Origin of the sequence: Nonlabens ponticola (genome assembly GCF_003966335.1) — a bacterium.
Taxonomy (GTDB): domain Bacteria; phylum Bacteroidota; class Bacteroidia; order Flavobacteriales; family Flavobacteriaceae; genus Nonlabens; species Nonlabens ponticola.
The window spans coordinates 481,796-508,526 of record NZ_CP034549.1; the positions used below are offsets into that span (position 1 = coordinate 481,796).

A 26,731-nucleotide genomic window follows, 5' to 3' on the forward strand; every position below is an offset into this window, starting at 1 on the left:
GTACCTATTCATTGAACAAGTTTAATTTCTTGATCCACGGCGTCTTGCGATTGCTATAGAAAATTTCTAATATCAAAAACAGCAATCCTAATGCCAAAAACCACTGGTACTGTGAGGCAAAGTCTGCATATTGCTGTGAGTCAAAAGCGACCTTGTCCACGCCAGAAAGCTCGTCCTGTAGCTCTTCAATGGCATTTGCCGTGATGGTGCCGTCTATGTAAGTGCCGTTTCCAGCTTCGGCGATTTCTGACAAAGTTTCAGTATTGAGTTTTGTAATGACGGTATTGCCGTCACGATCTTTTTTAAAGGATTGCGTGATACCACGACGTTTGATAGGAATGGTGCCACCTTTTTCAGTCCCAACGCCTATGGTAATGATGCGTACGCCGTTATCGGCAGCATCTTCTGCCATGCTGATGGCTTCGCCTTCATGATCTTCTCCATCGCTGATGATGACCAATACTTTTGAGGCTTCAGATTCTTCTTGATAATAACTTTCTGCCAGCTGGATGGCTTCTGCGATGGCGGTTCCTTGACTGGAAATAAGATCTGTGTTGAGTGCCTGCAAGAACATTTTGGCACTGCTGTAGTCTGTAGTGATGGGCAACTGCGGTACGGCGCTACCTGCATAAGCAATCAAACCAACTCTATCGCTGCCTAAATTATTGATAATTTGTGTGACCAGCTGCTGTGATTTTTGCAGTCGGTTGGGTGCAATGTCTTCAGCCAGCATGGATTTGGAAACGTCCACTGCAAAAACGATGTCCACGCCTTCACGATTGACGGTTTGCACCTTAGTTCCTGCTTTGAGATTGACCAACGCCAAAACAATGAACACAATACTCACGCATATCGTGACCAGTTTCAACACGGGTTTGAACCAAGATCTATCTGGAATCAAGTGATCCAGCATGGCTTGCTGGGCAAACTTGCGCTGTGCACGCACTTTCCAAAACGACAAGCCTAGAAAGAGCAATACCAAAACAGGTATGATCAACAGTAACCAGAAGTATATTTTTTGTTCTAGGATCATATCACGCAGCAGTTCTAAATAATGTATACCTCAATAACATCTCCATACTCAACAATGCCAAGGCTAGCAAAACTAGCGGTCTAAATTTTTCTTGAACATCTGTGAACTTAAATTCTTCCACTTCGGTTTTTTCTAGTTGATCAATTTCTTGATAAATCTGGGCCAGCTTTTTATTGTTGGTCGCACGATAATAGGTACCACCTGTAGATGATGCAATTTCTTTCATTAATTGCTCGTCGATCTCAACTGGCGTCAATGCAAATCTAAAGCTACCATCAGCCTTGATGGAAACTGGTGAATAAGCGTTCCCGTTTGTGCCAATTCCTATCGTATAAACTTTAATGCCGTATTCCACCGCAAGCTCAGATGCTATTTTAGGATCTATAAATCCAGAATTGTTCACACCATCAGTCATCAAGATAATGACTTTACTTTCTGACTCGCTTTCTTTAAGTCGGTTTACTGCGGTTGCCAGACCCATGCCTATGGCTGTACCATTTTGTAATACGTTATCGTACTCAATATCTTCAACAGCTCTCACCGTGATACTTTGATCTGTAGTGATTGGTGTTTTGGTGTAACTCTCACCTGCATAAACAACCACGCCAATGCGATCTGTAGGTCGGCCTTTGATGAAATCCAGCGCTACTTCTTTAGTCGCTTCCAGTCGGTCTGGTTTGAGATCTTTGGCAAGCATACTAGCACTCACGTCAATGGCGAGAACGATGTCGATACCTTCGGTAGTGCTGACTTTTGTGGTGGTGTCTGTCGTTTGCGGTCGTGCCATGGCAACAATTAACAACGCAATAGCCAGTAATCGCAACACATATAACAGCGGTCTAAGTCTGGCCAGCCACGAAGTGCCCGATTCAAAACCTTGCAAACTAGAAATCTTAACAGTAGCGTTGTCTTGCCTGCCTTGCCACCAGTAATACGCGGCCAGGAATGGTATGATCAACAACAACCAGAACCACTGCGGATTCAAAAACTCTACCCTATTCCACCACTGTATCATTGCTGCTGGTCGTTTTTAGGTTGCGGTTTTTTAAGCTCTATGCTGTTGACAATTTGTTCTCTCAATAATCTACCGTATTCTTTGTCTTCCTCATCATTGTTAGTCTTGAGGTTTCCTATCCAGACTTGCTGTACGGCAGCGCCTTGAATGTACAGATATACTACATACTCAAAGGCTTGCTCGTCATATTCATAAGTCCCTTCGAGTTTCAGGCCTTTGAAACCTTGCAGCTCTGCTGGCTCGTCCAGCATCACGATGTTTGTCGCGCCTTGTTCTTCCAGACTGGTGTAAATAGGCTCTGTAAATAATTCGGCAGGAATTTCCTCATCGGCAGCTGGTCCTTGACCTTTAAACTGCATGGTCATCAAGATGACGTACAAATCGCTGTCCATGTCATTGAGACTGAACATATCAATGTTAGATGTTGCTAATGCCAGCTGTCCACCTACTGGTTTGTCCAGTCTGCGCTTTAATATTTCTGGTGTGGTAAGTGTGATACTAGGCGTCCCATAACTACTGGTATATCGAGGTCCATCATAATATTCACGCAGTTCATTACCAAACAGCTGATCCTTAAAATTATCATAGCCTACCACGGCAATCCAAGTTCCTATTGCCACAGCAATTGCCAAAATTGTCGCGCCTATATACAGCGCTATTTTCTTAATCTTGTTCTTGCGGTCTTGCTTGCGTCTGTATTCTACATCTAGCTGCAGCTCATCTTCAGATGGTGGTGGCAACACTTGGTGAATATTATAAATGATATCGTGCGCTGCGCCGCGATCTTCTTTGGCACTAATTGCATCACCACTCATGCCTGCAAACTTGATCAAGTCGGCTTTTTTCAAGAGTTGCTCCAGTCGTGCCAGTGTTTTATCTGTAAGCGATACATCTCTAGCCGCAGTCTCTTGTTTCAGATTTTCCAGCAGCTCGTCGGTTGTATTTTCAAGTGCGTGATCATAGACTTTTTGATCTATGTAGCGACGCAAGATGTACGTGAGTTCTGTGTAATATTCTTTCCAGGCACCGTTTTGGGCGAGTTTGCTCTCTTCCAGCAGTTTCAAGCGGTATTTTGCCCACTCAAATGGTGGTAGCGTGTCCTCATACATTTTACGAGTACGCTTTCGCGAAAGCAAAACAAAAACAATCCCTAATGGAATCCACAAGAGCAGCCACAAGAGTCCAGCCCAGTTGAATGGTTTGGGGTAATCGTTCTCAATGTCTGCCTTGATCGGGAACATTTTTTGCACCGTAGTGTCGGCTTTTACCTCGCGCACTTTTACCATCAAACTATCGCTGTAGATCGAGGCATTGTTCTTAATCACTTTTAAGGCTGGTATGCGGTAATCGCCAGAATCCCATTGCGTGAGACCGTATTTTTTGAAGAGCGTGATGTTGTCGTTTTCCCTGATCGTATCTACTGGATAGGATTCTATGACCTCGAGCGGCCCAACGTTTTGCTGAATAGGAAAAATGACCAAGTCATCCTTAGTCACTGGAACAGCCAGTTGCAGCAAGATTTCCTCGCCCATCATGATGCTGTCTCGATCCACGCTAGTCTGTACAGCTGTGGATTGTGCGCCTGCGGTGGTTGATATCAATGCTATGAAAATGAATAACAATTTTCTCATCTGCGCTTGAAGTATCCTAAAAGTTTAGTGGTGTAATTCTCTCTCGTTTCCAGATCGATGGCGCCAGCATCTGCCTTGGTAAAGCTATTCTTGAAGTAAGCAGCGTTTTCTTTGTGAAAGGCGGCATACTTAGTTCTCACGCTGCGCGAGCTGGTATTAATGATGCGTTGCTTGCCTGTTTCTTGATCCTTAAATGGCACTAATCCCATGCTGGGCAATTCCTGCTCTCGCTGGTCATACACGCGCACGCCAGTGACATCGTGCTTGCGACCTATGACTTGCAATGGCTTTTGATAATCGCTGGTCATGAAATCTGACATCACAAAAACAATAGCTTTTTTCTTGAGCACGCCACCTAGATATTCTAGTGCGTTACCCAAGTTAGTGGTCTTGTTGGATGGTTCAAATTCCAACAGCTCACGAATGATGCGCAAGATGTGAAACTTACCTTTTTTAGGCGGTACAAATAATTCTACCTGATCTGAAAAGAGCAGCAAGCCTACCTTATCATTATTCTGCAAAGCGCTGAATGCCAGCGTTGCGCTGATTTCGGTAATGATCTCACGTTTGAGCTGGTCTTGGGTTCCAAAAAGGGTACTGCCGCTGACATCTGCCACCAGCATGAGTGTGAGCTCACGTTCTTCTTCAAAAACTTTGACAAACGGCTCTCTAAATCTAGCGGTAACATTCCAATCGATATTGCGCACATCATCGCCGTATTGATATTGGCGCACCTCACTAAAAGTCATACCACGACCCTTAAAGGCGCTGTGGTACTCACCTCCAAAAACGGCATCGCTCAACCGCCGAGTCTTGATCTCGATCTTGCGTACTTTTTTAAGGAGTTCTTTTGTGTCCAATTTTTTAATCAGTTAATGTGGTAATGGGTTAATGTGCTAATTACTTTATTGGCGTATTTCTTTTAGTTGATGCGATTATAGATGATAACAATTTTGCTATTGACGTTCTTTTCTCAAATAATAATTCTGGCGGTGTTGGTAAATGTTGAGACGTTTTACACAGTTGTAACCAGTAATCTGTTTCAAGACATTCTTTAGAGGCTATCTTTAATTTATGGACAAAATCATTTCTGCTTTCTGCACCTTGTGCTTCATGAATATTGGCTCCTATGCTTGTACCAGATCTAAATATTTGTGAGGAAAGCTCCCAATTCTTTTGTTCTTTCAATACTTGAACAAATTCAATAATCTCTAATGAAAACTGAAAACTCAGATCTACGATCGGATTCGTTTTAGACATTTTTAATTATTAAATCTTGGGAAGCAATTCAGAACAAAACACATTAGCACATTAACCAATTATCGCATTAATTAAGGTACTTCAATCGTATTCACGATCTTATTCACGATATCTTCCGTGGTGTAACTTTCTGCCTCGGCTTCATAGGTGATTCCTATACGGTGACGCAGGACGTCTAGCACTACCGCGCGCACATCTTCTGGCACGACATAACCGCGGCGCTTGATAAATGCATAGCATTTGGCGGCCTTGGCAAGGTTGATGGATCCACGTGGTGATGCGCCAAAACTAATCAGCGGCTTCAAGTCGGCCAGGTTGTATTTTTCTGGGTAACGCGTCGCAAAAATGATGTCGAGAATGTACTTTTCAATCTTCTCATCCATATAAACCATCTCTACCGCATCTTGCGCACGCAGGATTTGCTCTGGCGTGATTACAGGATTAGGTTCTGGAAATTCCTTCTTGAGATTGGCGCGCATGATAAATTGCTCGTCTGCGATGGTAGGATAGTCGATGACTGTTTTTAACATAAAACGGTCCATTTGTGCCTCAGGTAACGGATAGGTTCCTTCTTGATCTACTGGATTTTGAGTGGCCATTACCAGAAATGGTTTCTCCAGTTTGAAAGTCGTGTCGCCTATGGTCACTTGCTTTTCCTGCATGGCTTCCAGCAGTGCAGATTGTACTTTGGCAGGCGCACGATTGATCTCATCTGCCAGGACAAAATTGGCAAAAATGGGTCCTTTGCGTATGGAAAAATCATTTTCCTTCATGTTGTAAATCAGCGTTCCTACGACATCTGCTGGCAGCAGGTCTGGTGTAAACTGTATGCGCGAGAAACTACCTTGAACGGCTTTGGAAAGCGTGGTGATCGCCAGTGTTTTGGCAAGTCCAGGCACACCTTCTAGCAATATGTGACCGCGTCCTAGCAGTCCTATGAGCAATCGATCGATCATGTACTGTTGACCCACGATTACCTTATTCATCTCACGTACCAGCTGATCTATAAACGCACTTTCAGCTTGCACCTTATCATTGATACTGGCCACATCTACGGCCGTATGTTCTTGATTCATAAATAATGATTTTCGACTCTTTTCTTAACTCCTAAAAATAGCTTTTCTTGTTCCAGGCTTCCTTAATATCCTCTCAAAAATAAAAAGTAGCCGGTACACTGCAAACTGTCTATTTGTTGCAGTTGGTATAGGTTTGTTACGCTTTGCTCTTTACTCCATTAAAAACTTGGTTAAATAACTCATAGGCACACTTGTCCACCTATTAATTATATTCTTTAAAGCACATATTTAACGATGCTGTTTTTTGGGATTACGCTTTCGCGAAAGCAAAATTCTAACCCACATAAAGTAAGACACAAGCGCAGGCAAAAGGTTTAAAATTCCTGCAAGTAGGCTGCGGTGCATCACACCAAGATTCTGACTACCTTTGAGATATGGCAAAAACAGTATTGATCACAGGCGCCACCAGCGGTATAGGACTCGCAACGGCACAACTACTAGCAAGTAATGATTACCGACTCATTTTATGCGGTCGCAACAGTGAAAAACTTGCGGAATTGCAAAATGAACTCGGCGAAAAGACAGACGTCACCACGCTGGAATTTGACGTGCGTGACAAGGATCGCGTCCATGAATTAATTCAAGGATTGCCAGCTGAATTCAGCCAGATTGATGTGCTTATCAATAACGCGGGAAATGCACATGGGCTGGATCCTATCGATAAGGGCAGTGTGGACGATTGGGACGCGATGATGGATATCAATGTCAAGGGCTTGCTGTATGTAAGTCATGCGATCATACCGCAAATGCGCGAGCGTGAGTCTGGTCATATTATCAATATAGGCTCTACCGCTGGTAAGGAAGTTTATCCCAATGGTAATGTGTACTGCGGTAGCAAACATGCCGTAGATGCCATCACGACTGGTATGCGTCTAGATTTGAATCCGTACAAAATCAAGGTAGGTGCGGTAAATCCTGGACTGGTAGAAACCAATTTTAGCAAGGTGCGTTTTAAGGGCGATACCGATAGAGCCGACAAAGTATATCAAGGCTACAAAGCCCTGCAACCAGAAGACATTGCAGATGTCATTCTATTTGCCCTTACCAGACCTGCACACGTCAACATTGCAGACCTGACCATGATGTGTACAGCACAGGCTAGTAGTACAGTGTTGAATAAGGGATAGGTTTTACGGTATGTTCCAGCCGATTCCGCATCACTTCGACAAGCTCAGCTCGGCGCAAGTGCGGAATGACAATTACAAATTACATGAAAAAAATACTGCCACTTCTTGTATTTCTACTGCTGCTTTCCTGCCAGAAAGAGCTGGCAGCTACCAGTGAAAATATCAACGCAGTTTTTGATACTCAGGATTTCAGTATCAGGTATGTTATTCTGGAAAATGAAGAACATCGCATGAGTTTTATGAATAATGTGATGGCATATTTTGGCCCTGAAGAGACGATAAGAAAAGAGCTTTCTTATGATGAAGCCATTTTGATCAATACCTTTGTACAAGACCGCTTTCAAAACAGAAATCAAACCGCTGCAAAAACAGATCAATTGATCATCTACAACGACACTAAAAAAGTTGTTTTTGAAACTGCGGCGTTTGAAAAAGAGTTTGAGACTTTATTGCAACAATTAGACATACCCTATGTATCCGCTAAGAAGAAATAGAAGATTACGTACCACAGCTGCTATACGTTCACTGGTTCAAGAAACCGTGGTGACGCCTAGTGATTTTATCGTTCCGCTATTTGTGGTAGAAGGTAAAGGCGTGAAAGAAGAGATAGCCAGCATGCCTGATTATTACAGATACAGTCTGGACTTGCTGGCAAAAGAAGTCAAAGAACTCTGGAACATGGGATTGAAAAGCGTGCTGCTTTTTGTCAAGGTTCCCGATGATTTAAAAGACAACAAAGGCACTGAAGCTCTCAATAGTGACGGTCTCATGCAGCGAGCCATCAAAACCGTCAAAGATGCCGCACCAGATATGTATGTCATGACAGATGTAGCGCTAGATCCTTATTCCAGCTATGGTCATGATGGTATCGTTGAAAACGGTAAGATCTTAAACGATGCTACCAGCGAGGTGCTGGCGCAAATGAGCGTCTCGCAAGCACAAGCTGGCGCAGATATGGTGGCACCAAGTGATATGATGGATGGACGTATTCTTTACATACGGGAAGCGCTGGAAGAAAACGGATTTACCGATACAGGTATCATGAGCTACAGCGCCAAATATGCCAGTGCTTTTTACGGCCCTTTTAGAGATGCGCTGGATAGCGCACCAGGTTTTGGCGATAAGAAAACCTACCAAATGGATCCAGCCAATAGGTCTGAAGCCATTAAGGAATCTCTCATGGACATCGATGAAGGTGCTGACATTCTCATGGTAAAACCAGGATTGTGCTATCTGGACATCGTGCGCGATTTACATAATGAAGTAGAGCTGCCTATTGCCGTTTATCAAGTAAGTGGTGAGTATGCGATGCTCAAAGCCGCGGCCGATCAAGGCTGGCTAGACCACGATGCCGTCATGATGGAACAGGTCACTGCCATCAAGCGCGCTGGAGCTAGTTTAATTGCTAGTTATTTTGCTAAGGATGTGGTCAAGGTGATTTCTTAAAATCAATCAACTTTTATGAGTGTCATTTCCTTAGGGATCCTCAACCTTTGAGATGCCTCTGGGTCATCATTAAGATTGAGAAAACCTACAATCATAGTTTTCATTCTTAGCACCTTTTGCTCAACCAGTCCAGATGATGTCAAGATCTCTCTAGTACTGAGTATAACATTTGAGTCATAGCTTGTCCACTTACTATTCACCGGATCTTCAAAGATAAAGTTAACAGGTTTTCCTGGCCTAAAATACATAGAGGAAAAATGATAGACATCATCTGGAGAGCCTTGTGTTATTGCTTGATTCAAAGTATTGATGATCTCAACACCATTTTTCACATATTTGTAGTTCCCCAATAACATGTCTGCTTTGCCGTACTCACCACCCTTTTCGTGCGCCTCGACTCTTTCCAAAACTAAGGTGAATTCTTCATTGCTTTGTTCAAATTTATAAGTGCCTTCAAAAACCAACATATCGTTATTGATATCCTTGATATACAAATTGGATTGATCATCTATGGATAAATAATTATAATCAATTGGTACAATTTGAGAATAGCCTAGACATGCACCTATAAAAAATATCAAGTTTACATGTAGTTTCATCTTGCTATAAATATTTTGATGCAGTTTGAGATGTTGCGATTATTTAATGAGAAATTTCTGCTACTAAATTTAGAGCGGAACAAGACTTAATAAGACCACCGAAGAAATCAGATTAATCATTTTTCCAGAAGTTTAATGGTCTTTAAGTCATTCAATAATAATGTTTTTCTAACTACTCTACTCGTGTTAAAATCATATTGTCTGGATACAATTGATTGAAACCACTAGGACAATCTTCTTGAGTTGGCTGGCTTGAGCCATATTGTTGAAAAAATAATTTTAGAGTGTTATCATCGATTTTGGTAATAAAGACATTACCGTAAATGTAGCACTCCGAGCTTTTTAACTGAAAAAAATCATAAAACCAATTACCATTACGTCCTTGTGTTATTCCATGACCTCTAAGACGTTTACTTCTAATAGAGACATTGAATGTGTCTTCTATAACTTCATCAGTATTCAAGTCAATAATTTTATGCTGCTTGCCTAAAATGTCCATGGCAAAGTCAGCGGAATTCTCTCTGTATTTCTCAATATTTAATTCATAACTCTTACCGTTTGCGATTCCAGACCATTTACCAACTAAAGGATCTAGAATATCATTAATGTCTTTGACGTAATCTAGACTCGAAGGCAATTCGCAATTTTCCTCATCTAATATGCATGCACGATGAGCCTCTAACGACATAATCGTTTGGCAGCTCGCTTGACCAACGCAAAGAAATAGTATCATCAATAAGTGACTCTTTCTCAATTCAACCATGACTCTAAGATAACCTTTTCACAAAAGTGTCTGGAGCGCATCTGAGCAGCTAGAATTAAAATTTAATCTTCGATAAAGACTGGCTAGATCACGATGCAGTCATGATGGAACAGGTCACTGCCATCAAGCGTACTGGCGCTAGTTTGATTGCGAACTATATTTTTAAGGATGTGGTTAGGATGATTGGGTACGGCTATTAGAACTATGATAAATTCCAGAAAAACGGATTGATTAAAAAATGATGTCTCAACATTTTCCCTAAAACTTAACGACCTCAACAAACCGCTTTCCCTACTTTTACCTTAAAATAATTTCATGGGATTACTTATCCTTTACGCAGTAGTATCGATTTTTTTCTCGTTTATGTGTTCCATACTCGAGGCCGTTCTACTTTCCATCACGCCTACTTTTATCAAGATGAAAACGCAGGAAGGCGCCTCTTATACAGATGCGCTGACTGAGCTCAAGGAAGACGTTGACAAACCGCTAATTGCCATCTTGACACTCAATACACTGGCGCACACCGTTGGTGCGATTCTCGTTGGTGTACAGGCAGAAAGTATGGTGGCGGACGGCTACCAAGCCTACGTTCTAGGCATACCGCTAGTCGGTGTGGTGTCTGGTATCATGACCGTGCTGATTCTTGTCGTCAGTGAGATTATTCCTAAAACCATAGGTGCTACCTACTGGCAAGGACTTGCTGGTATCTCGACCAGGATTTTGGTGGGTATGGTTGCGGTTCTCAAATACACAGGAATTTTATGGGTATTACAATTGACCACTAGAGCTATTGGTAAAAGTGCGCACATGAATACCATGACCCGTGAGGAATTTGTGGCTATCACAGAAACTGCCGAGCAAGAAGGTGTCTTTGAACCTACTGAAGGTCAATACATCAAAAGCCTCATGAACTTCAACAAGATCGAGGTCAAGGACATTATGACGCCACGATCTGTGATGTTTATGGCGCAGCAATCCATGGCGATCAAAGACTTTTTTGAAGCCAATCAAGAATTGCGTTTTTCTCGTATTCCCATTTTCGGAAAGAACCGTGATGACATCACAGGATATGTCCTCAAGGATGCTATTCTAGCAGACATTATTCACGACAAACCTGCCGAAACACTAGAAGATCTACGACGTGAAATCGCCATGGTACGTGCCGACTTGCCCATCACGCAACTATTTGACCAGATGATTGCTAGCAAGGAACACATCGCGCTGGTACTTGATGATTACGGTAGTGTTCAAGGCCTAGCCACTATGGAAGACGTGATCGAGACCATGCTAGGTCTAGAGATCATGGACGAAAGCGATAATGTAGAAGATATGCAGCTACTCGCCCGTAAAAACTGGGAGAAACGAAGTAAAGTCCTAGGCTTAGAAACCTTGGGTACCGATGCTGAAAATCCTGAGGAAGATTCTAAAAAGTAGAATTTCTTTAATTCCCGCTGGATGCTTTTGATCATTACGCTTTCACCGTTGTGAAGCAAGGGTGAAGTTTATGCCGTGCCACGAAACGGTACGAAAGCGTAATCACGATATTTTATCCTGCAAGAAATTGGCCCAGATCGTAGCCTGTATGATTTGGATGATATACTAAGTAGACAAATTCTAATCAATCACCTCAGCGGCCATCATATAGTGGACAATCGCCTCTTTCATAAGCAATGATTGCTCGCCTGCCTTGAGTGGTGGCAGATTTTGCATCACGCGATAATGAGGCCATTTTTCATCGTCAAAATGTGAGAATTCGTAATAGCCATAAGGTTCAAGAACGCGACATATAGCAATGTGCATCAATTGGTACTTCTCATCCTTGCTGAACTTACGATGCAGTTGTCCCAATTCCTGTACACCGATGATAAACAGAATCGCATCCAGGTCCATCTCTTCACCATCACCAAAACGTTCTTGAAAAAACGCCACCGTGCGCGCCCAGCGCTCTTTTAACTGCTCATCTCTTGCCATACTGCAAAGCTACTGCTTATCTACAGTTTTAGAACCTACTCTCGTGCGTGACTCAATAGTTAAAATCTTAATAGTTGTTATTTGAAACGATTGTTTCAATATATATTTGCACCATGCCTAGAGTAGAAACATTCAATCGTGAACAAGTACTAGAAGCTGCCATGCAGACTTTCTGGGCTCATGGTTATCAGGCTACCAGCATGCAGCAATTGGTTGATGCGACTGGTCTTAATCGCAGTAGTTTATATAACAGCTTTGGCGACAAGATGGATTTGTATAAGGCGTCGCTCAAACATTACATGAACGGGACGCAACAACAGTTTACGGCCGCGATTGAACAAGCTGCCCATCCGCTAGAAGCGATACGCAACATATTTTACATGTTTTTACCAGAGATTCAGACCGATTCTCGTGGCTGTATGAGCATGAGCTGTAAGTCAGAATTAAATGCGGACGTATCCATCAAAGCGTTTCTTGAGAACACCCAAGAGCAATCGCTGCTCATGTTTGAGAAACTAGTGAGAGATGGTCAGGAATCTGGCGTGATTAATAAAGACAAGAGCAGTCGTGAATATGCGTGGCATGTGTTCAATGCTTTTCAAGGCTATCGCATGACGGGAATTTTAGTTAAAGACATCAACGTATTGAAAGGAATCATCGATTTGAACCTTTCGGTTTTAGAGTAATATTTTTTTTAACCCAATCTGGAACGATTGTTCCAGTAATTAAATTTATAAATTATGAGTGATTTTAAAGGAAAAACAGTAGTAGTTACCGGTGGTACCAGCGGTATAGGTAAAGCAACTGCCAAGGCGTTTCTTGACAAAGGCGCAACGGTAATTATTACCAGCCGTAAGCAGGAAAACATCGACAGCACCGTTCAAGAACTAGGTGGCGACATCAAAGGTTTTGTGAGTGACGCTGGAAAGTGGGAAGACTTGCAGTCTTTTGGTACACATCTAGGAAAACATACAGATCATGTGGATGTTTTATTTGTAAACGCAGGTTTTGGTAAGTTCACTTCGCTTGCTGAGGCTAGCGAGGAAGCTTTTGATAGCCAATTCAATGCTCTTGTAAAAGGTGGTTATTTTACCACGCAAAAGACGCTACCTTTTTTGAAAAAAGGCAGTTCAATCATTTTTAACACGAGTGTGGTAACTGATATGGCGATGCAAGGTGCCAGTATATATGGTGCTGCCAAAAGTGCCGTTAAATACTTTACCAGCAGTTTTGCTAATGAGTTTAAAGAGCAGGGCATCAGAGTTAATGCGGTAAGTCCAGGCCCGATTGGAACCAACTTCTTCAATGAAGCTGGTGTTCCTGAAGAGCAACAACAACAAATGGCAGAAGGTATCTTAAACATGGTACCGATGAACCGTTTTGGTGAGCCGTCTGAAATAGCCAAAACCGTTTTGTTCCTAGCCAGCGACGACGCCAGTTACATCACAGGCCACGAGATCCAAGTAGATGGTGGTATGGTGCAAGTGTAGTGACTGATGATTTATGACTTAAGACCAGTTCAAAACAATTTGAATGACTAAGCGATTCACAGAAATCAAAAAAGGGCAAACTCAAGTTTGCCCTTTTGTTATATAGTGATGTTTCGTCTCGCAAGTTTTCGCAAAAAAGCGTAAAAGTCTTTCGTCTTACATTACAAGATTTTCCGTCAGGAAAAACGAGCATCTTTTGTCAATCAGTCAATCGTCATCAAGTCGGTCGTCAAAAAGTCAATCGTCACAAAATTTTCCGTCAGGAAAAACGAGCAACTTACTTATTCATCAAATCCTCAATCTCTTCAACCTCAATAGGAATATCGCCCATCAAATTTTTAGGCGCGCCGCTTTCTTGGATAACAACATCATCTTCCAGTCGGATCCCAAAACCTTCTTGCGGTATGTAAATTCCTGGTTCTACGGTAAAGACATTATTGGCTTGCATAGGTTCCCAAAGCAAACCATAATCATGTGTGTCTAGACCTATGTGGTGTGAGGTACCGTGCATAAAGTATTTTTTATAAGCTGGCCAGTCTGGATTTTCATTTTGTACATCAGCTTTGTCTAGCAAGCCTAGATCCAGCAACTCACTGGTCATGAGTTTACCTACCTCAACGTGATATTCCTTCCACAGCGTGCCTGGCACGAGCATCGCTGTTGCCTCGTTCTTTACTTTATTGACAGCATTGTAAACCTGCTTTTGACGATCTGTGAATCGGCCATTTACAGGTATGGTGCGCGACATATCTGCGCTGTAGTTGGCATAGACCGCACCTACATCCATCAGGATCAAATCACCATCCTTACATTGCTGGTTGTTCTCTATGTAATGCAGCACATTGGCATTATTACCACTCGCTATAATTGGCGTGTAGGCAAAACCATCACTGCGGCGTCTAATAAATTCATGCAGATATTCTGCCTCAATCTCATATTCCCAAACGCCAGGCTTCACAAAATCCAGCACGCGTCTAAAACTATGATTGGTAATATCACAAGCCTTTTGCAGCAATTCCAGCTCTTCAGGTTCTTTTACAGCGCGCAGACGCTGTAGTATAGGCGCACTTTTGGCATAATTGTGTGCAGGATACTGCGCCTTGGTTTTCTTGATAAATCGATCCTCGCGCGTTTCCATTTCCACTGCCTGACGATAATGCTCGTTAGTATTGAAATACACCGTATCGCACTGCGTCATCATTTCAAAAAATTTCTTGTCCAGATCTTTGAGCCAGTAAACAGTCTCAATTCCAGTAACCTCAGTCGCTTTTTCCTTAGTCAGCTTCTCGCCTTCCCAAACGGCGATGTGGTCATTGGTTTCGGTCACAAAAAGCACCTCACGATGCGCAGGATCTGGACAATCTGGAAAAAGTACCAGTACCGTATCCTCTTGATCTGCACCCGATAGATAAAAAATATCGCGATGCTGCTTGAACGGCATGGTACTATCTGCACCCGTTTTAAAAACGTCGTTTGAGTTAAAAACCGCTAGACTCGATGGCTTCATCTGCGCCATAAATTTCTTGCGGTTCTTCTTAAAAAGGTTGCTATCAATAGGATCGTACTTCATGTAGTGATTTTAATAATTGCAGTAAAGATGGTGGTAGTTACGCTTTCGCGAAAGCGTAATTATCCAAAGCATGCAAGGTAACGATCATCATACGGCTCTACAAATGCCTGTTGCACGACTAGTTCACGGTAGTCGCATTCTCTGGCTTGCTGTAAAAATCATCGCCCATGGCAGACGCATCGATATCCACATTATTAAAAGCACGCGGCTCACCAGCAGGCACGGTAGGCTGGCCATCTTCTACTTGATACCAGGTCAATAGCTCTGGCAACCACAGGCCGTTCACGTCTTGCCATTTGTTGTAGTGTATGAAGCTGTACTTTTCTGACGTGGTGTCCTGACCATAAGTGACCGTGTAGGCGAGCCAGGCCATCTTTTTGGTATCTGGATCATAATAAATGATGTAATTGTCCTCTGGCGAGTTGCCCACATTGTCTGCATAAGAGATCTTGGTGCCTGGATACAACGTGCCGTCCTTTTCCAGCGCTCTCACTTGCTCGTATTGGATGCCATCATCTGCCAAAACAAAAGGCATGGCATAGAAATAAAACATGAGATTGTAGTAGAATTCGGCTCGTGCTGGATCAAAAGCTTGCTCGTCTTGTTGCAGCCACAGGCTATCGCCATCAAAACCTAATTGGTAAGCATCTGTTTCTATCAAAGTCTTGCGACTCGTTAAATCGATAGTATGTACCTCATCGCCGCTAGGTTTTGGCATGGTGTAGGTCAGGCTTTGCATGGAGCGCCACTTTTCAAGGCCGCCATGATTTTCAAAAACCTCTTGTAGATCTGCTGGATAGCGATCCATGTCAATGCTGGTTTCGGCAGTGGTGTTTTCTGTAGTTTCTTCGTTTTCGGTATTAGGCTTGCAGGCGATGAGCATCGCGATGGCAAGAAATCCTATAAGTAATCTGGTATTTTTCATGATCCAAAACTAAAAATATTACCCATTCTCAACTTTCTGATCGCATAGATATTGCAAATGGTCCTATTTTCTAATCGCTAGCAGAGTGCTTATCTTGCTCTTATCATTTTCTTTTTCGTCGCATGAGATTCTACTTAAATTTTCTGTTTCTATTATCAAGTTTCTTACTTCTTTCCTGCAATGGGTTTGCTCAAGAAAATGAAATAACTACCGAGACGGCCGAGTCTGACCTTTCAAGAAATTCAAGCGTTTATTTCCCGAAATCCATTGGAATCGTGAATGATTACAACAATCTATTCACCAATAAACAAAAAGCCGAATTGGACCAAATGCTCTACTATTATGAGATAGAAACAACCAGGCAAATAGTTGTCGTTAGTGTTAATAGCATCGCACCTTATGACGATATACAGCAATATGCTACAGACCTAGGTAGTTATTGGGGCGTGGGTCAAAAAGAATCAAACAACGGCTTGATGATAGTAGTATGTAAACCATGCCGATCTTTTGGTATCGCTACAGGATTGGGAACTCAAGAAGTCTTGACAGATGAAATTTGCAAAACTGTTATAGACGAGACTATCATTCCAGCATTCAAAAACGGCAACTTTTATAAGGGAATTAAAGATGGAGTCGTGGAACTGATCGAGAAATGGGACTAGGCTCTGTTTTTGAGATATGATCGACACAATCAATTCACTTACTCTAAAAAATAATATCTAATTTGAGCAGCGATTAGCTCTAGCAGTTTATAAACCACCTATCATGAAAAAATCACTACTTCTTATTGTATTCCTAAGCAGCGTCATGAGCTTTGCTCAAACAGACGCCCAACAAGTGCTGCAAGGCATCGCGCAGATGGAAGACATGGCGGCCAACTCGCCTTATAAAAATTTAAGCTTCAAAAACATAGGCCCGACCATCATGTCTGGTCGTGTGGTTGATGTAGATGTCAATCCGCAAAATCCTACTGAAATGCTCGTGGCATATGCCAGCGGTGGTTTATGGCATACCAAAAATAACGGTACCAGCTTTGAACCTATCATGGACAATGCAGGCACCATCAATCTAGGCGATATCGCCGTAGATTGGAACGATCGTGTGATCTGGGCAGGAACTGGCGAGAACAATTCCAGCCGCAGCAGCTATGCTGGCATCGGCCTGTTGAAATCTACCGATTGGGGTAAAACCTGGAGCGAGCCCATGCTGCCAGCATCGCATCACATAGGTCGCATTTTGATTGATCCCAACAACGCAGACCATGTAGTGGTAGCCGTGACAGGTCCTTTGTATACAAATAGTGATCATCGTGGCATATTTACGACCATAGATGGTGGTACATCGTGGAACAAAACTTTATACGCGACTGATATGGCTGGGTTTATCGATCTAGCTGCAGCACCAGAGGATTTCAATACGCTTTTTGCTGCTAGTTGGGAAAAGGACCGCAAGGCATGGAATTTTGACGGCGATGGCGAGGCAAGTGCCATTTATAAAAGCACCGATGGCGGCCAAAACTGGACTAAGATCACAACAGAAGCCAGCGGTTTCCCGACAGGTAGTGGTGTTGGTCGCATAGGTCTAGCGGTTTATGATGCCAATACGATTTATGCCATTCATGACTCGCAATTCCGTAGGGAGAAGGAAGATGGTGGTAATTCTGCTTTCGCGAAAGCGGAATCCGACTCAGACCTATCAAAAGACGACTTTAAATCCATGTCTCGCAACGAGTTTATGGCACTGGAAAACGACAAGCTGAACAAGTTCTTGAAGCAAAACGGTTTCCAAGAAAAATACCGTGCAGAGAATGTCAAAAACATGGTAAGTAATGGCGCAGCACAACCAGCTGATCTGGCGTTATACCTAGAAGATGCCAACTCGCAATTGTTTGACACACCAGTTAAGGGTGCCGAATTATACCTATCAAAAGATGGCGGTAAAACCTGGACCAAAACACATGAAGGTCAAATAGACGATGTGTTTTATAGCTATGGATATTATTTCGCTCAAGTGCGCGTAGATCCTAGCGATGTCAATAAAGTTTATGTGATGGGCGTGCCTATCATCAAGTCTGACGATGGTGGTAAAAATTGGACCAGTATTTCTAGAGAAAACGTGCATGCAGATCATCACGCGTTGTGGATCAATCCAAAGATGAGCGGTCATTTGATCAATGGTAATGACGGTGGTTTGAACATCTCTTATGACGATGGCGAGACCTGGATCAAGAACAACTCACCTGCGGTAGGTCAGTTTTATGCCATTAATTATGATATGGAAGAACCGTATAACGTTTACGGTGGTTTGCAAGACAATGGCGTTTGGGTAGCGGCGCATAACGCTCGAGAAAATCGTGCGTGGCACCAGCAAGGTCAATATCCATGGGAATCCATTATGGGTGGTGATGGAATGCAAGTGCAAATTGACAATCGTGATAGTGATGTGGTTTATACAGGATTCCAATTCGGTAACTACTACCGCATCAATCGGGAAACGGGCGATAGAACATACATCCAGCCAAAACATGAGTTAGGCGAGTCGCCTTATCGATTCAACTGGCAAACGCCTATTTTGTTGAGCAGTCACAATCAGGACATTCTTTATCTAGGCGGTAACAAACTGCATAGATCCATGAATCAAGGAAACGATTGGACAGCCATCTCGCCAGACTTGACGCAAGGCGGCAAAAAAGGAAACGTGGCTTACGGTACGTTGACCTCTATCAGCGAGTCGCCGTTTCAATTTGGAATGATCATCACAGGATCTGATGATGGATTGGTACAATTGACCAAAGATGGTGGCGCAACCTGGTCGCAGCTGAATGGCGGCTGGCCAGCAGATCTTTGGGTAAGCCGTGTGGTAGCATCACAACACGACCAAAACACACTTTACGTAACACTTAATGGTTACCGCAATGACGACTTTACACCTTATGTATATATGAGTAAAGATGCTGGTAAGACTTGGCAAAATATAGGCAGCTCATTGCCTGTATCGCCTGTCAATGTAATTATCGAGCATCCTACAGATAAAGACATGGTTTTTGTTGGTACTGACAATGCCGTTTATGTAGCAACGCAACCAGGCGCCTGGAGCTTGCTGAATGCCGACATGCCACCAGTGGCAGTGCATGATTTGAAAATACAGCCAAAAGCTAATGATCTATTAGTGGGAACACATGGTCGTTCAATTTATCTAGCCAATCTAGATGCTATGGGCTTACCAAAAGCCGCTTCTAGCGAAAACGCGGTGGGTTACTACAGCCAGAAATTGAAGTTGGCGCCTGTTGAAGGGTTTAGAGCATCAAATCGTTATGGAAGCAAAGGCTTCATGTGGAGTGATGGCCCAGAACCTAGTGTGGACATCAGCTACTTCTCGCCTACTGCTGGTAAAACAATGCTGACGATCACCAACGAGGACGGCAAAGTGGTCAATGAAATGGAACTGGAATCTGACAACGGATTGAACTTTTATACCTACAACGGCACAGTATCAGAAAAAGGCAGAAAGAAGTACAAAAAAGACATGCAACCTAAAGTCGCTGACAATGGTCGTTATTACCTGCCAAAAGGCAAATACACATTGACTCTTAAGAACAGCGCTGGTAGTGCTAGTGAGAAGTTTGAGGTGGAGTGAGTATCAGATTAAATCGCGGAAGGAACAGCTCTATTTGCATCTAATTTAAGCCCATGAAAGAAGAGTTACAAATAATTCAAAAATTTCTAAGTGAATTTTCAAAATTAGTATCAACTCAAGCGGATCTAAGTTTCCCCATAGAATTTTATACGGAGTATAAAGGCCAAATGAAGGTTGTTGATGCTGCATTAATTAAAAACAAAGAGGTACTTGCCATTTTTGAGTTTAAGGCAGGTGTTGTTAAAATCAATCCACAAGATTTTTGGGACGCAATACCACCAATAAATATCAACTATAAATTCTTAGTTCTTTCTAATGGTTTGGATCACTATGTATTAAATGTTTTTACAAATGCACTTCTTAGCTTTGATAATTCTGAAGATTTATTAACCCATTTATTAGAACTACCCACTGTAGAAGAAATCAATGAAACAAAGGAAAGTATAGCTTCGATCATCGAAAAAACAGTCATGGAATTTGAAAAAGAATTTGTTCATCATGATCATCCTCTGTATGAAAAATTGCCTGATTTAGTTGCTCATTTCAAAAAGGAAAAAATTGAAAGTTCGCTACGATTCGATAAAAACGGTCAGTTCTATCACCTTACTAAAGACATAAGGGATTTAACCAATTTTGAAAATCAATTTTTTCAATTGATCACCGAGGAATTAGAGGAGTCTGAAACAATCTATAGATACACTACACTTGAAACAATGTTTTCGACTATCAATCACAAGAGTATTCGATTAAATGGTATTCCTGGAATGAATGATCTTTCTGAAGTTGATTACGTTCAATCGTATCGTGACAAAGGTTTTAAATTGTCTGACTCAGCTATAGACATTGACGAATTAAATAAAAGATTTATATTATGTAGTTCATCTTTGGAAGACGACTTGATGCAATGGAGATTGTACGGAGATGATTCTAAAGGAGCCTGTCTAGTTTTCAAGATTAAAAATACCTCGAGAATTCCTGGACTGCAATTACGAAAGATTTGTTACGGAATCAAAGTAAATGGAGAAAACTATCATCCTGAAATTGAATTGATAAACAAGATAATTAGCGACGTTAAGAAGCAAAAAAAAGAATCCTTTCAATTTAGAGCGTTATCAATTTGGAAGCATTTTTTCAAGTCTTACGAATATCAGCCAGAAAAAGAAGTGAGATTGTTATTAATTCTGGCTCGTGATAAAACTATTAAAGGAGAAAGTATACTTGAAGAGAAACTTCATTCAATACAAAAAATGTGGTGCTTAACAAGCTCTCATAAAATCGTTAATCCGTATATCATAATCAATGTTGATGACGATTTATTGCCGATAGAGCTAACCGAGATCGTTCTTGGTAACAAGAGCCCTGAACCAGTTACAAATAAGAAGCAGATTGAACAATTACTATATGAAAACAAGTTAGATAACGTTTCAGTAAACATTTCTAAAATTGATAGCTATCGCTGAAAGCATGTTTTATCAATTTTTTTGTCTTCCAAGAATTGTATTTTGGCCTTAATAACATGCATTTTTAATTATGTTTGATTTACCAATTTTTTTCTAAAGGCGTAAGCCCTGTTTCTATTAAAGGATAAAATATGCCAAAAATTATTGATGTTGGAGTTGAGCAAGATCATATTGAATCCTTGACTAAGGCGAGCGGAATTACGGCTATTTCAGAGCTAATATGGAATTCTCTCGATGCAGACGCCACTAAGGTAAAAATAGAATACATTAAAAATAAACTAGGAGGCTTTGAAGAACTGGTAGTTGAGGACAATGGATTGGGAATTGAATATTCAAAAGCGCAGGATGTCTTTGGTCGATTAGGAGGTTCAGAAAAGAAGATTCAAACGAGTAGCCCAAATGGACGCCAGTATCATGGTAAAGAAGGAAAAGGCAGATACAAATCACTGGCATTAGGTGATTTAGTAAAATTCACAAGCGTTTATAAAAATGGTGAGTCTCTAAAAGAGTTTACTGTAACATTTGACAGAAATAATTTATCACACTCGAACTTCAGCGATTTGAAAACGCTTCCGAAAGGTAGTGTGGAAACAGGTTTCAAAGTTGAAATAAAAAACATTAACCAAGAAAACGTAATTCAAGCAGTAGATCCGAAGTTCAGGAGAGAAATAGAACAGAAATTCACATCATATTGGATAAACTATAATGATTTTGAAATTTATTTCAACGGTAATAAATTAGAATTTGAGTCTTTAATCAAAAACACAGAGGAAAAAGAATTCTTCGTTCAAAATGGTGAATTATCATACAGATTCTCCATAAAAGTAATCGAATGGAGCTTTGACATAAGGAAGAGAACTTATTTATGCAATACCAAAGGTATTCCATTTAAAGAATTGAACCTTGGTATTCGTTCGACTATTCCTATTTCGATTTTCATTCAGTCAGTTTATATTGAAAAATTACATAGAGAAAACCTCATAGATTTAGAAAACTTTGATGACATACTCCAAGGAGCTTATGTAGAAGCAAAGAAATTCGCTAGAGAATATGTCAGAAATAGACTTCATTTATATTCCGGAGAATTTATTAAGGAACTGAAAACGAAGGGGCTTTATCCATATAAGGAGAATGCAGATTCTATAATTGAAGAAAGTAAAAGACAGGTTTTTGATATAGTTGCGCTTCAGGTAAATGAATATCTACCCGAATTTGAAAGTCAAAATGATAAGAGCAAAAAATTTACCCTTTCTCTAATTAAGGAAGCTTTGGAAAAAGATTCTCATTCATTACAAAAGATTTTGACTGAGGTTATTGAATTACCAGATGAAAAAAGAGAAGAATTAGTCGAAATTCTAGAAGAAACATCTTTGTCAAGTGTAATTGATACAATGACAGAAATTAAAAATAGATTGAGATTTATCAATGGTCTTGAGGAACTAATTTATAATAAAGACCTAAACAAGAATATTTTAGAGCGAAAGCATCTTCATAAAATTTTGGTGAACGAAACATGGCTATTCGGCGATGAATATACATATGGCGTTGATGACGTTACGCTTAAGAATGTTTTAAAAGCATACTTGAAAAGTTTAGGTAGATCTGATTTTGAAGAGACTATAAGTAATGACTCGAATAATGATCTGCAAATCATACCTGACGTATGCTTATGGAGGCAATTCCCACAAGGTTCGCCTGGTCATAAAACAAATTTGATTATTGAATTGAAAAAGCCAACAAAAGATGCTGGTGTTGAAGAACTGATGCAGATAAAGCTTTATGCCGCTAGAATATCCAACGATAAGAGATTTCCTAAAGAAAAAACCAAATGGAAATTTCTTTTGATTACTAAAGACATTAAGCCAGACATTGAACCTGAATTAGAACAAACTGGGAGGAAATATGGTCATGTTGTTTCAACGGATTTATATGACGTATTCGTTTTAACATGGGGACATATCTTGACCGAGGCAAAAACAAGATATGAATATGTAAAAGATAAATTGAATTTGAACTTAATGGATAACCAACATAATTTGGATTATCTCAAATCAAGATACAATGAATATTTACCGAATGAATTGAATTGAAGAAAAGTTAGGATAAAAGTTATTTAATGCGAATTCAAAAATGATTACACAGAAAATCAGACTGTATAAAAATAAAATACTCACAACCCAACCTCAATCCTATTTTTATGTGAACGCTTCTAGCTAATAGCTGTAAGTCAGCGATATTGCTGTAAAATCAAATATCATGTCTTGGATTTACAGCGCAGATGATCCACTATGGCAAACCATAGTGTTAACCTTCATCCTTTTTCTTACCATCGTATTGCTTACCAGGATTATCGGCTTGCGGTCTTTTGCGAAGTTTACGGCCTACGATTTTGCATTTACCATCGCGATAGGTAGCATCGTCGCTGGCGTGCTCACTTCAAGTACAACATTTGTGCATGGTGCGGTAGCGGTGGCCAGCTTGCTGGGTTTGACCTTTATATTCTCGCAGTTGCAGCGCAAATATCCATGGCTTGAATCGGTTATTTCAAACAAGCCATTGATGCTTATGGACGGCAATCAAATACTTGACGATAATCTAGCGCATGCACGTATCGAGCGTTCTCAACTTATGGCAAAACTGCGTGAGGCAAACGTGCTCAACTTTGACCAGGTGCGTGCAGTGGTTCTTGAATCTACTGGCGACATTTCGGTTTTACACACTTCTGATAAAGCAGATGAGGTCAAACTTGCTAACGAGATCTTGGATGGCGTCCGCAAGACTGTATAGCAGTGACTCTATGGTGTTTTGTCGATGTTCGATAAACGTAATTATGATTCTTGAGATTCCGCTTTCGCGAAAGCGTAACCAGCCCAAAACGCAAACGTTATAGAAAAGCACGGATTTGCTATCTAGAAACAGTACAAATAAGATGCTAGGTCTAGCGATAACGTACGACCTAATTGAAAATACAGTAGCTGACAACTATCTTTGCAGCAATTTAAAAATCGATACATGAGCGCATTAGTGAAATCTTCTCTTGCACGCAAATGGGTAATGGCCCTTTCTGGTTTGTTTCTTGTGGTCTTCTTGACGCAGCACTTTACCATCAACATTACTTCTGTAATTGCACCAGACACTTTTAATGAGTGGTCGCATTTCATGGGTTACAATCCGCTGGTACAATTTGTACTGCAACCTATCCTTATAGGTGGACTTATCGTTCACTTTGTAATGGGTATCGTGCTGGAATATCAAAATAACAAGGCACGCCCGATTAAATACAAGAACTTTAACGGTAACGCAAATAGTGCATGGGTTTCTAGAAATATGATTATCACAGGTCTTGTGGTACTGGCTTTTTTAGGGTTGCACATGTATGATTTCTGGGCACATGAGATGACTTACAAGTATGTCGCTTTTCTAGAAGAGGACAGCACGAGATATTACGGTGAGACCGTGGCAAAATTCCAACCGTTCTGGCGTGTGGTGATTTATGTGATCTCGTTCATCTTGCTTGCGATGCACTTATGGCATGGGTTTAACAGCTCTTTCCAGTCCATGGGTGTAAAGAGTGTCAAAAAAGGCGACACATTAAGAAAGGTAACTTATGCATGGGCCGTATTGATCCCAGCTGGTTTTATCTTCATCGCCATCTATCATCATCTTAATCCTGTAACAGCATAATTATGGCAGTTTTAGAATCTAAAGTACCCGTAGGACCCATTGCTGAAAAATGGACTACGCATAAGAATACAATCAATCTGGTAAACCCAGCCAACAAACGTAACATTGATGTTATCGTTGTAGGTACCGGTCTTGCTGGTAGTAGTGCCGCAGCAACTTTAGGTGAGCTGGGCTATAACGTCAAGACTTTTTGTTATAATGATTCACCACGTCGTGCTCACTCGATTGCTGCACAAGGTGGTATTAACGCTGCCAAAAACTATCAAGGTGATGGTGATTCTAACTACCGCTTGTTTTATGACACGGTAAAAGGTGGTGACTATAGATCTCGCGAGGCAAACGTTTACCGTCTTGCAGAGGTTTCTTCAAATATCATTGATCAATGTGTGGCGCAAGGTGTTCCTTTTGCCCGTGAATATGGTGGATTGCTTGACAACCGCTCTTTTGGTGGTGTATTGGTTTCTAGAACATTTTATGCCGCTGGACAAACAGGGCAACAATTATTACTAGGTGCCTACAGCGCGCTTAACAGACAAATAAACCGCGGTAAAGTGGTACCATTTAACCGTCATGAGATGTTAGATCTTGTGGTTGTAGATGGTAAGGCTCGTGGCATCATCGCTCGTAACTTGGTTACTGGCGAGATTGAAAGACATGGAGCACATGCCGTGGTCATCGCATCTGGTGGTTATGGTAATGTTTTCTTCCTATCGACTAATGCGATGGGAAGTAACGTGATGGCTGCCTGGAGAACACACAGACGTGGCGCTTATTTTGCCAATCCATGTTTTACACAAATACACCCAACCTGTATTCCAGTAAGTGGTGAGCACCAGTCAAAACTGACCTTGATGTCAGAATCCTTGCGTAATGATGGACGTATCTGGGTTCCTAAAAAGAAAGAAGATGCTGAAGCCGTACGCGCAGGAAAACTGAAAGGTGTCAACATTCCAGAAGAAGATAGAGATTACTACCTAGAGCGCAGGTATCCTGCCTTTGGTAATCTAGTACCTCGTGATGTAGCCTCAAGAGCTGCCAAGGAGCGTTGTGATGAAGGTTATGGTGTGAACAAAACAGGTCAGGCCGTTTATCTTGACTTTAGCGCTGCATTCTTGAGATATGGTAAGGTTGAGGCCTTGACAAGCGGTAATAAAGACGCTAGCGAGGAAGAAATGATCAAGCTGGGTAAAGAGGTAATCCGCAAGAAGTATGGTAACCTGTTTGACATGTACCAGAACATTGCAGACGATAATCCGTATGAAGTACCTATGAAGATTTTCCCAGCGGTACACTATACCATGGGTGGTCTTTGGGTAGATTACAACTTACAAACTACTGTTCCTGGTTGTTTTGCAGCTGGTGAGGCAAACTTCTCTGACCACGGTGCCAACCGTCTAGGTGCGAGCGCCTTGATGCAAGGTCTAGCCGATGGTTATTTTGTATTGCCATACACAATAGGTGATTATCTAGCTGACGAGATTAGAACTGGTGAGATTTCAACGGACACCCGAGAATTTGAAGAGGCTGAAAAGTCTACTAGAGAGCGCATCGAGAAATTGATGAGTGGTTCTGGAACGCACAGTGTGGATTACTACCACAAGAAGCTGGGTCTCATCATGTGGAACAAATGTGGTATGTCCCGTAATGCAGAAGATCTGCAAAAAGCGATGGATGAAATCGCAGAATTAAGAGCAGATTTTTGGAAAAATGTACGTGTGCCAGGTAGCGCAGATACTAAAAACCAAGAGCTTGAGAAAGCAGGTCGTGTAGCAGACTTCCTAGAATTAGGTGAGTTGTTTGCTAAGGATGCCTTAACAAGAAATGAGAGTTGTGGTGGTCACTTCCGTGAGGAATACCAAACACCAGAAGGTGAGGCCTTGAGAGATGACGAGAACTTTGCTTTTGTAAGTGCGTGGGAATACAACGAGAATCCGCGTGATGCTCGCCTGCACAAAGAGCAGTTGGAGTTTGAGAATATTGAGGTGAAGACACGTTCGTATAAATAAGAATTTAATTATTACGCTTTCGCGAAAGCGCAATAGACC

24 protein-coding genes and 1 pseudogene are annotated in these 26,731 nt (G+C 41.5%); 14 read left to right on the forward strand and 11 right to left on the reverse strand.

The genetic code is table 11. The annotated features are described in order from the left end of the window. Positions 1-4 precede the first annotated feature (4 nt). The 6 genes from EJ995_RS02040 to EJ995_RS02065 all read right to left on the reverse strand — a co-directional run bounded on the left by EJ995_RS02040 (position 5) and on the right by EJ995_RS02065 (position 6,015). Complete coding sequence (locus EJ995_RS02040; protein WP_126445121.1) at positions 5-1,033, reverse strand: VWA domain-containing protein; 1,029 nt, start codon at positions 1,031-1,033, stop codon at positions 5-7. A gap of 1 nt (position 1,034) precedes the next feature. After that, positions 1,035-2,048, reverse strand: a complete 1,014-nt coding sequence (locus EJ995_RS02045) for a vWA domain-containing protein (RefSeq protein ID WP_126445123.1) — start codon at positions 2,046-2,048, stop codon at positions 1,035-1,037. Further along, complete coding sequence (locus EJ995_RS02050) at positions 2,045-3,679, reverse strand: hypothetical protein (RefSeq protein WP_126445125.1); 1,635 nt, start codon at positions 3,677-3,679, stop codon at positions 2,045-2,047. The genes EJ995_RS02045 and EJ995_RS02050 overlap by 4 nt, the downstream gene beginning before the upstream one ends. Then, a complete protein-coding gene (locus EJ995_RS02055) occupies positions 3,676-4,539 on the reverse strand; it encodes a DUF58 domain-containing protein (protein ID WP_126445127.1) in 864 nt (287 codons plus the stop codon). The genes EJ995_RS02050 and EJ995_RS02055 overlap by 4 nt, the downstream gene beginning before the upstream one ends. A gap of 40 nt (positions 4,540-4,579) precedes the next feature. Continuing rightward, positions 4,580-4,939 carry a four helix bundle protein gene (locus tag EJ995_RS02060; RefSeq protein WP_126445129.1) on the reverse strand — a complete coding sequence of 120 codons (360 nt, stop codon included), beginning with the start codon at positions 4,937-4,939 and terminating at the stop codon, positions 4,580-4,582. A gap of 71 nt (positions 4,940-5,010) precedes the next feature. Continuing rightward, positions 5,011-6,015 carry an AAA family ATPase gene (locus EJ995_RS02065; RefSeq protein WP_126445131.1) on the reverse strand — a complete coding sequence of 335 codons (1,005 nt, stop codon included), beginning with the start codon at positions 6,013-6,015 and terminating at the stop codon, positions 5,011-5,013. Between the two features lie 374 nt (positions 6,016-6,389). On the opposite strand from EJ995_RS02065, the gene EJ995_RS02070 reads away from it, so the two are divergent. The 3 genes from EJ995_RS02070 to hemB all read left to right on the forward strand — a co-directional run bounded on the left by EJ995_RS02070 (position 6,390) and on the right by hemB (position 8,588). After that, positions 6,390-7,142: an SDR family NAD(P)-dependent oxidoreductase gene (locus EJ995_RS02070; RefSeq protein ID WP_126445133.1), complete on the forward strand. Its 753-nt coding sequence runs from the start codon at positions 6,390-6,392 to the stop codon at positions 7,140-7,142. Positions 7,143-7,225: 83 nt separating this feature from the next. Continuing rightward, positions 7,226-7,636 (forward strand): hypothetical protein, encoded by a 411-nt coding sequence (locus EJ995_RS02075; RefSeq protein ID WP_126445135.1) that lies wholly within the window; start codon positions 7,226-7,228, stop codon positions 7,634-7,636. Next, positions 7,614-8,588, forward strand: coding sequence for a porphobilinogen synthase (hemB, locus tag EJ995_RS02080; protein WP_126445137.1), 975 nt, complete (start codon positions 7,614-7,616; stop codon positions 8,586-8,588). The genes EJ995_RS02075 and hemB overlap by 23 nt, the downstream gene beginning before the upstream one ends. A 2-nt stretch (positions 8,589-8,590) precedes the next feature. Here the strand turns inward: hemB and EJ995_RS02085 are convergent, their stop codons facing one another. Together EJ995_RS02085 and EJ995_RS02090 are read right to left on the reverse strand one after the other, a co-directional pair. Further along, the gene (locus EJ995_RS02085) at positions 8,591-9,187 is read right to left on the reverse strand and encodes a DUF6705 family protein (RefSeq protein WP_126445139.1); all 597 of its coding nucleotides are present in this window, start codon (positions 9,185-9,187) and stop codon (positions 8,591-8,593) included. Positions 9,188-9,359: 172 nt separating this feature from the next. Next, the gene (locus EJ995_RS02090) at positions 9,360-9,824 is read right to left on the reverse strand and encodes a hypothetical protein (protein ID WP_206482259.1); all 465 of its coding nucleotides are present in this window, start codon (positions 9,822-9,824) and stop codon (positions 9,360-9,362) included. A 197-nt stretch (positions 9,825-10,021) separates the two neighbouring features. Here EJ995_RS02090 and EJ995_RS02095 point away from each other — a divergent pair. After that, positions 10,022-10,150 (forward strand): annotated as a pseudogene (locus tag EJ995_RS02095) (porphobilinogen synthase); the annotation flags it as partial. A 115-nt stretch (positions 10,151-10,265) separates the two neighbouring features. Continuing rightward, positions 10,266-11,384 carry a CNNM domain-containing protein gene (locus tag EJ995_RS02100; RefSeq protein ID WP_126445145.1) on the forward strand — a complete coding sequence of 373 codons (1,119 nt, stop codon included), beginning with the start codon at positions 10,266-10,268 and terminating at the stop codon, positions 11,382-11,384. A 180-nt stretch (positions 11,385-11,564) separates the two neighbouring features. Here the strand turns inward: EJ995_RS02100 and EJ995_RS02105 are convergent, their stop codons facing one another. Then, complete coding sequence (locus tag EJ995_RS02105) at positions 11,565-11,921, reverse strand: hypothetical protein (RefSeq protein ID WP_126445147.1); 357 nt, start codon at positions 11,919-11,921, stop codon at positions 11,565-11,567. A gap of 113 nt (positions 11,922-12,034) precedes the next feature. Between EJ995_RS02105 and EJ995_RS02110 the strand changes: the two genes are divergently transcribed. Together EJ995_RS02110 and EJ995_RS02115 are read left to right on the forward strand one after the other, a co-directional pair. Beyond that, a complete protein-coding gene (locus tag EJ995_RS02110; RefSeq protein ID WP_126445149.1) occupies positions 12,035-12,607 on the forward strand; it encodes a TetR/AcrR family transcriptional regulator in 573 nt (190 codons plus the stop codon). Between the two features lie 54 nt (positions 12,608-12,661). Further along, the gene (locus EJ995_RS02115; RefSeq protein WP_126445151.1) at positions 12,662-13,411 is read left to right on the forward strand and encodes an SDR family oxidoreductase; all 750 of its coding nucleotides are present in this window, start codon (positions 12,662-12,664) and stop codon (positions 13,409-13,411) included. Between the two features lie 277 nt (positions 13,412-13,688). Here EJ995_RS02115 and EJ995_RS02120 read toward each other — a convergent pair whose 3' ends face one another. Both EJ995_RS02120 and EJ995_RS02125 read right to left on the reverse strand, forming a co-directional pair. Continuing rightward, a complete protein-coding gene (locus tag EJ995_RS02120; RefSeq protein ID WP_126445153.1) occupies positions 13,689-14,981 on the reverse strand; it encodes an aminopeptidase P family protein in 1,293 nt (430 codons plus the stop codon). 118 nt (positions 14,982-15,099) lie between these two features. Next, positions 15,100-15,906: a DUF6503 family protein gene (locus EJ995_RS02125; RefSeq protein ID WP_126445155.1), complete on the reverse strand. Its 807-nt coding sequence runs from the start codon at positions 15,904-15,906 to the stop codon at positions 15,100-15,102. 122 nt (positions 15,907-16,028) lie between these two features. On the opposite strand from EJ995_RS02125, the gene EJ995_RS02130 reads away from it, so the two are divergent. From EJ995_RS02130 to EJ995_RS02160, 7 genes are all read left to right on the forward strand, one after another. Continuing rightward, positions 16,029-16,568, forward strand: coding sequence for a TPM domain-containing protein (locus tag EJ995_RS02130; RefSeq protein ID WP_126445157.1), 540 nt, complete (start codon positions 16,029-16,031; stop codon positions 16,566-16,568). 103 nt (positions 16,569-16,671) lie between these two features. Then, positions 16,672-19,542 (forward strand): WD40/YVTN/BNR-like repeat-containing protein, encoded by a 2,871-nt coding sequence (locus EJ995_RS02135; RefSeq protein ID WP_126445159.1) that lies wholly within the window; start codon positions 16,672-16,674, stop codon positions 19,540-19,542. Between the two features lie 53 nt (positions 19,543-19,595). Then, positions 19,596-21,002, forward strand: a complete 1,407-nt coding sequence (locus EJ995_RS02140; protein ID WP_126445161.1) for a DUF2971 domain-containing protein — start codon at positions 19,596-19,598, stop codon at positions 21,000-21,002. A 131-nt stretch (positions 21,003-21,133) separates the two neighbouring features. Further along, positions 21,134-23,092, forward strand: coding sequence for an ATP-binding protein (locus EJ995_RS02145; protein WP_126445163.1), 1,959 nt, complete (start codon positions 21,134-21,136; stop codon positions 23,090-23,092). A gap of 166 nt (positions 23,093-23,258) precedes the next feature. After that, positions 23,259-23,789, forward strand: a complete 531-nt coding sequence (locus EJ995_RS02150) for a DUF421 domain-containing protein (RefSeq protein WP_126445165.1) — start codon at positions 23,259-23,261, stop codon at positions 23,787-23,789. A gap of 225 nt (positions 23,790-24,014) precedes the next feature. Then, on the forward strand, positions 24,015-24,686 hold the full coding sequence (locus EJ995_RS02155; RefSeq protein WP_126445167.1) for a succinate dehydrogenase cytochrome b subunit: 672 nt from the start codon (positions 24,015-24,017) through the stop codon (positions 24,684-24,686). A gap of 2 nt (positions 24,687-24,688) precedes the next feature. Next, the gene (locus tag EJ995_RS02160; RefSeq protein ID WP_126445169.1) at positions 24,689-26,692 is read left to right on the forward strand and encodes a fumarate reductase/succinate dehydrogenase flavoprotein subunit; all 2,004 of its coding nucleotides are present in this window, start codon (positions 24,689-24,691) and stop codon (positions 26,690-26,692) included. Positions 26,693-26,731 lie beyond the last annotated feature (39 nt).

Bases quoted from the DNA above. Each gene is read 5' to 3' on its own strand.
- EJ995_RS02150 (WP_126445165.1), top strand. From the start codon at position 23,259: ATGTCTTGGATTTACAGCGCAGATGATCCACTATGGCAAACCATAGTG.
- EJ995_RS02040 (WP_126445121.1), bottom strand. From the start codon at position 1,033: ATGATCCTAGAACAAAAAATATACTTCTGGTTACTGTTGATCATACCT.
- EJ995_RS02145 (WP_126445163.1), top strand. From the start codon at position 21,134: ATGCCAAAAATTATTGATGTTGGAGTTGAGCAAGATCATATTGAATCC.
- EJ995_RS02060 (WP_126445129.1), bottom strand. From the start codon at position 4,939: ATGTCTAAAACGAATCCGATCGTAGATCTGAGTTTTCAGTTTTCATTA.
- EJ995_RS02160 (WP_126445169.1), top strand. From the start codon at position 24,689: ATGGCAGTTTTAGAATCTAAAGTACCCGTAGGACCCATTGCTGAAAAA.
- EJ995_RS02140 (WP_126445161.1), top strand. From the start codon at position 19,596: ATGAAAGAAGAGTTACAAATAATTCAAAAATTTCTAAGTGAATTTTCA.
- EJ995_RS02125 (WP_126445155.1), bottom strand. From the start codon at position 15,906: ATGAAAAATACCAGATTACTTATAGGATTTCTTGCCATCGCGATGCTC.
- EJ995_RS02070 (WP_126445133.1), top strand. From the start codon at position 6,390: ATGGCAAAAACAGTATTGATCACAGGCGCCACCAGCGGTATAGGACTC.
- EJ995_RS02135 (WP_126445159.1), top strand. From the start codon at position 16,672: ATGAAAAAATCACTACTTCTTATTGTATTCCTAAGCAGCGTCATGAGC.
- EJ995_RS02130 (WP_126445157.1), top strand. From the start codon at position 16,029: ATGAGATTCTACTTAAATTTTCTGTTTCTATTATCAAGTTTCTTACTT.
- EJ995_RS02105 (WP_126445147.1), bottom strand. From the start codon at position 11,921: ATGGCAAGAGATGAGCAGTTAAAAGAGCGCTGGGCGCGCACGGTGGCG.
- EJ995_RS02100 (WP_126445145.1), top strand. From the start codon at position 10,266: ATGGGATTACTTATCCTTTACGCAGTAGTATCGATTTTTTTCTCGTTT.
- EJ995_RS02050 (WP_126445125.1), bottom strand. From the start codon at position 3,679: ATGAGAAAATTGTTATTCATTTTCATAGCATTGATATCAACCACCGCA.
- EJ995_RS02085 (WP_126445139.1), bottom strand. From the start codon at position 9,187: ATGAAACTACATGTAAACTTGATATTTTTTATAGGTGCATGTCTAGGC.
- EJ995_RS02155 (WP_126445167.1), top strand. From the start codon at position 24,015: ATGAGCGCATTAGTGAAATCTTCTCTTGCACGCAAATGGGTAATGGCC.
- EJ995_RS02065 (WP_126445131.1), bottom strand. From the start codon at position 6,015: ATGAATCAAGAACATACGGCCGTAGATGTGGCCAGTATCAATGATAAG.
- EJ995_RS02110 (WP_126445149.1), top strand. From the start codon at position 12,035: ATGCCTAGAGTAGAAACATTCAATCGTGAACAAGTACTAGAAGCTGCC.
- EJ995_RS02115 (WP_126445151.1), top strand. From the start codon at position 12,662: ATGAGTGATTTTAAAGGAAAAACAGTAGTAGTTACCGGTGGTACCAGC.
- EJ995_RS02120 (WP_126445153.1), bottom strand. From the start codon at position 14,981: ATGAAGTACGATCCTATTGATAGCAACCTTTTTAAGAAGAACCGCAAG.
- EJ995_RS02075 (WP_126445135.1), top strand. From the start codon at position 7,226: ATGAAAAAAATACTGCCACTTCTTGTATTTCTACTGCTGCTTTCCTGC.
- EJ995_RS02045 (WP_126445123.1), bottom strand. From the start codon at position 2,048: ATGATACAGTGGTGGAATAGGGTAGAGTTTTTGAATCCGCAGTGGTTC.
- hemB (WP_126445137.1), top strand. From the start codon at position 7,614: ATGTATCCGCTAAGAAGAAATAGAAGATTACGTACCACAGCTGCTATA.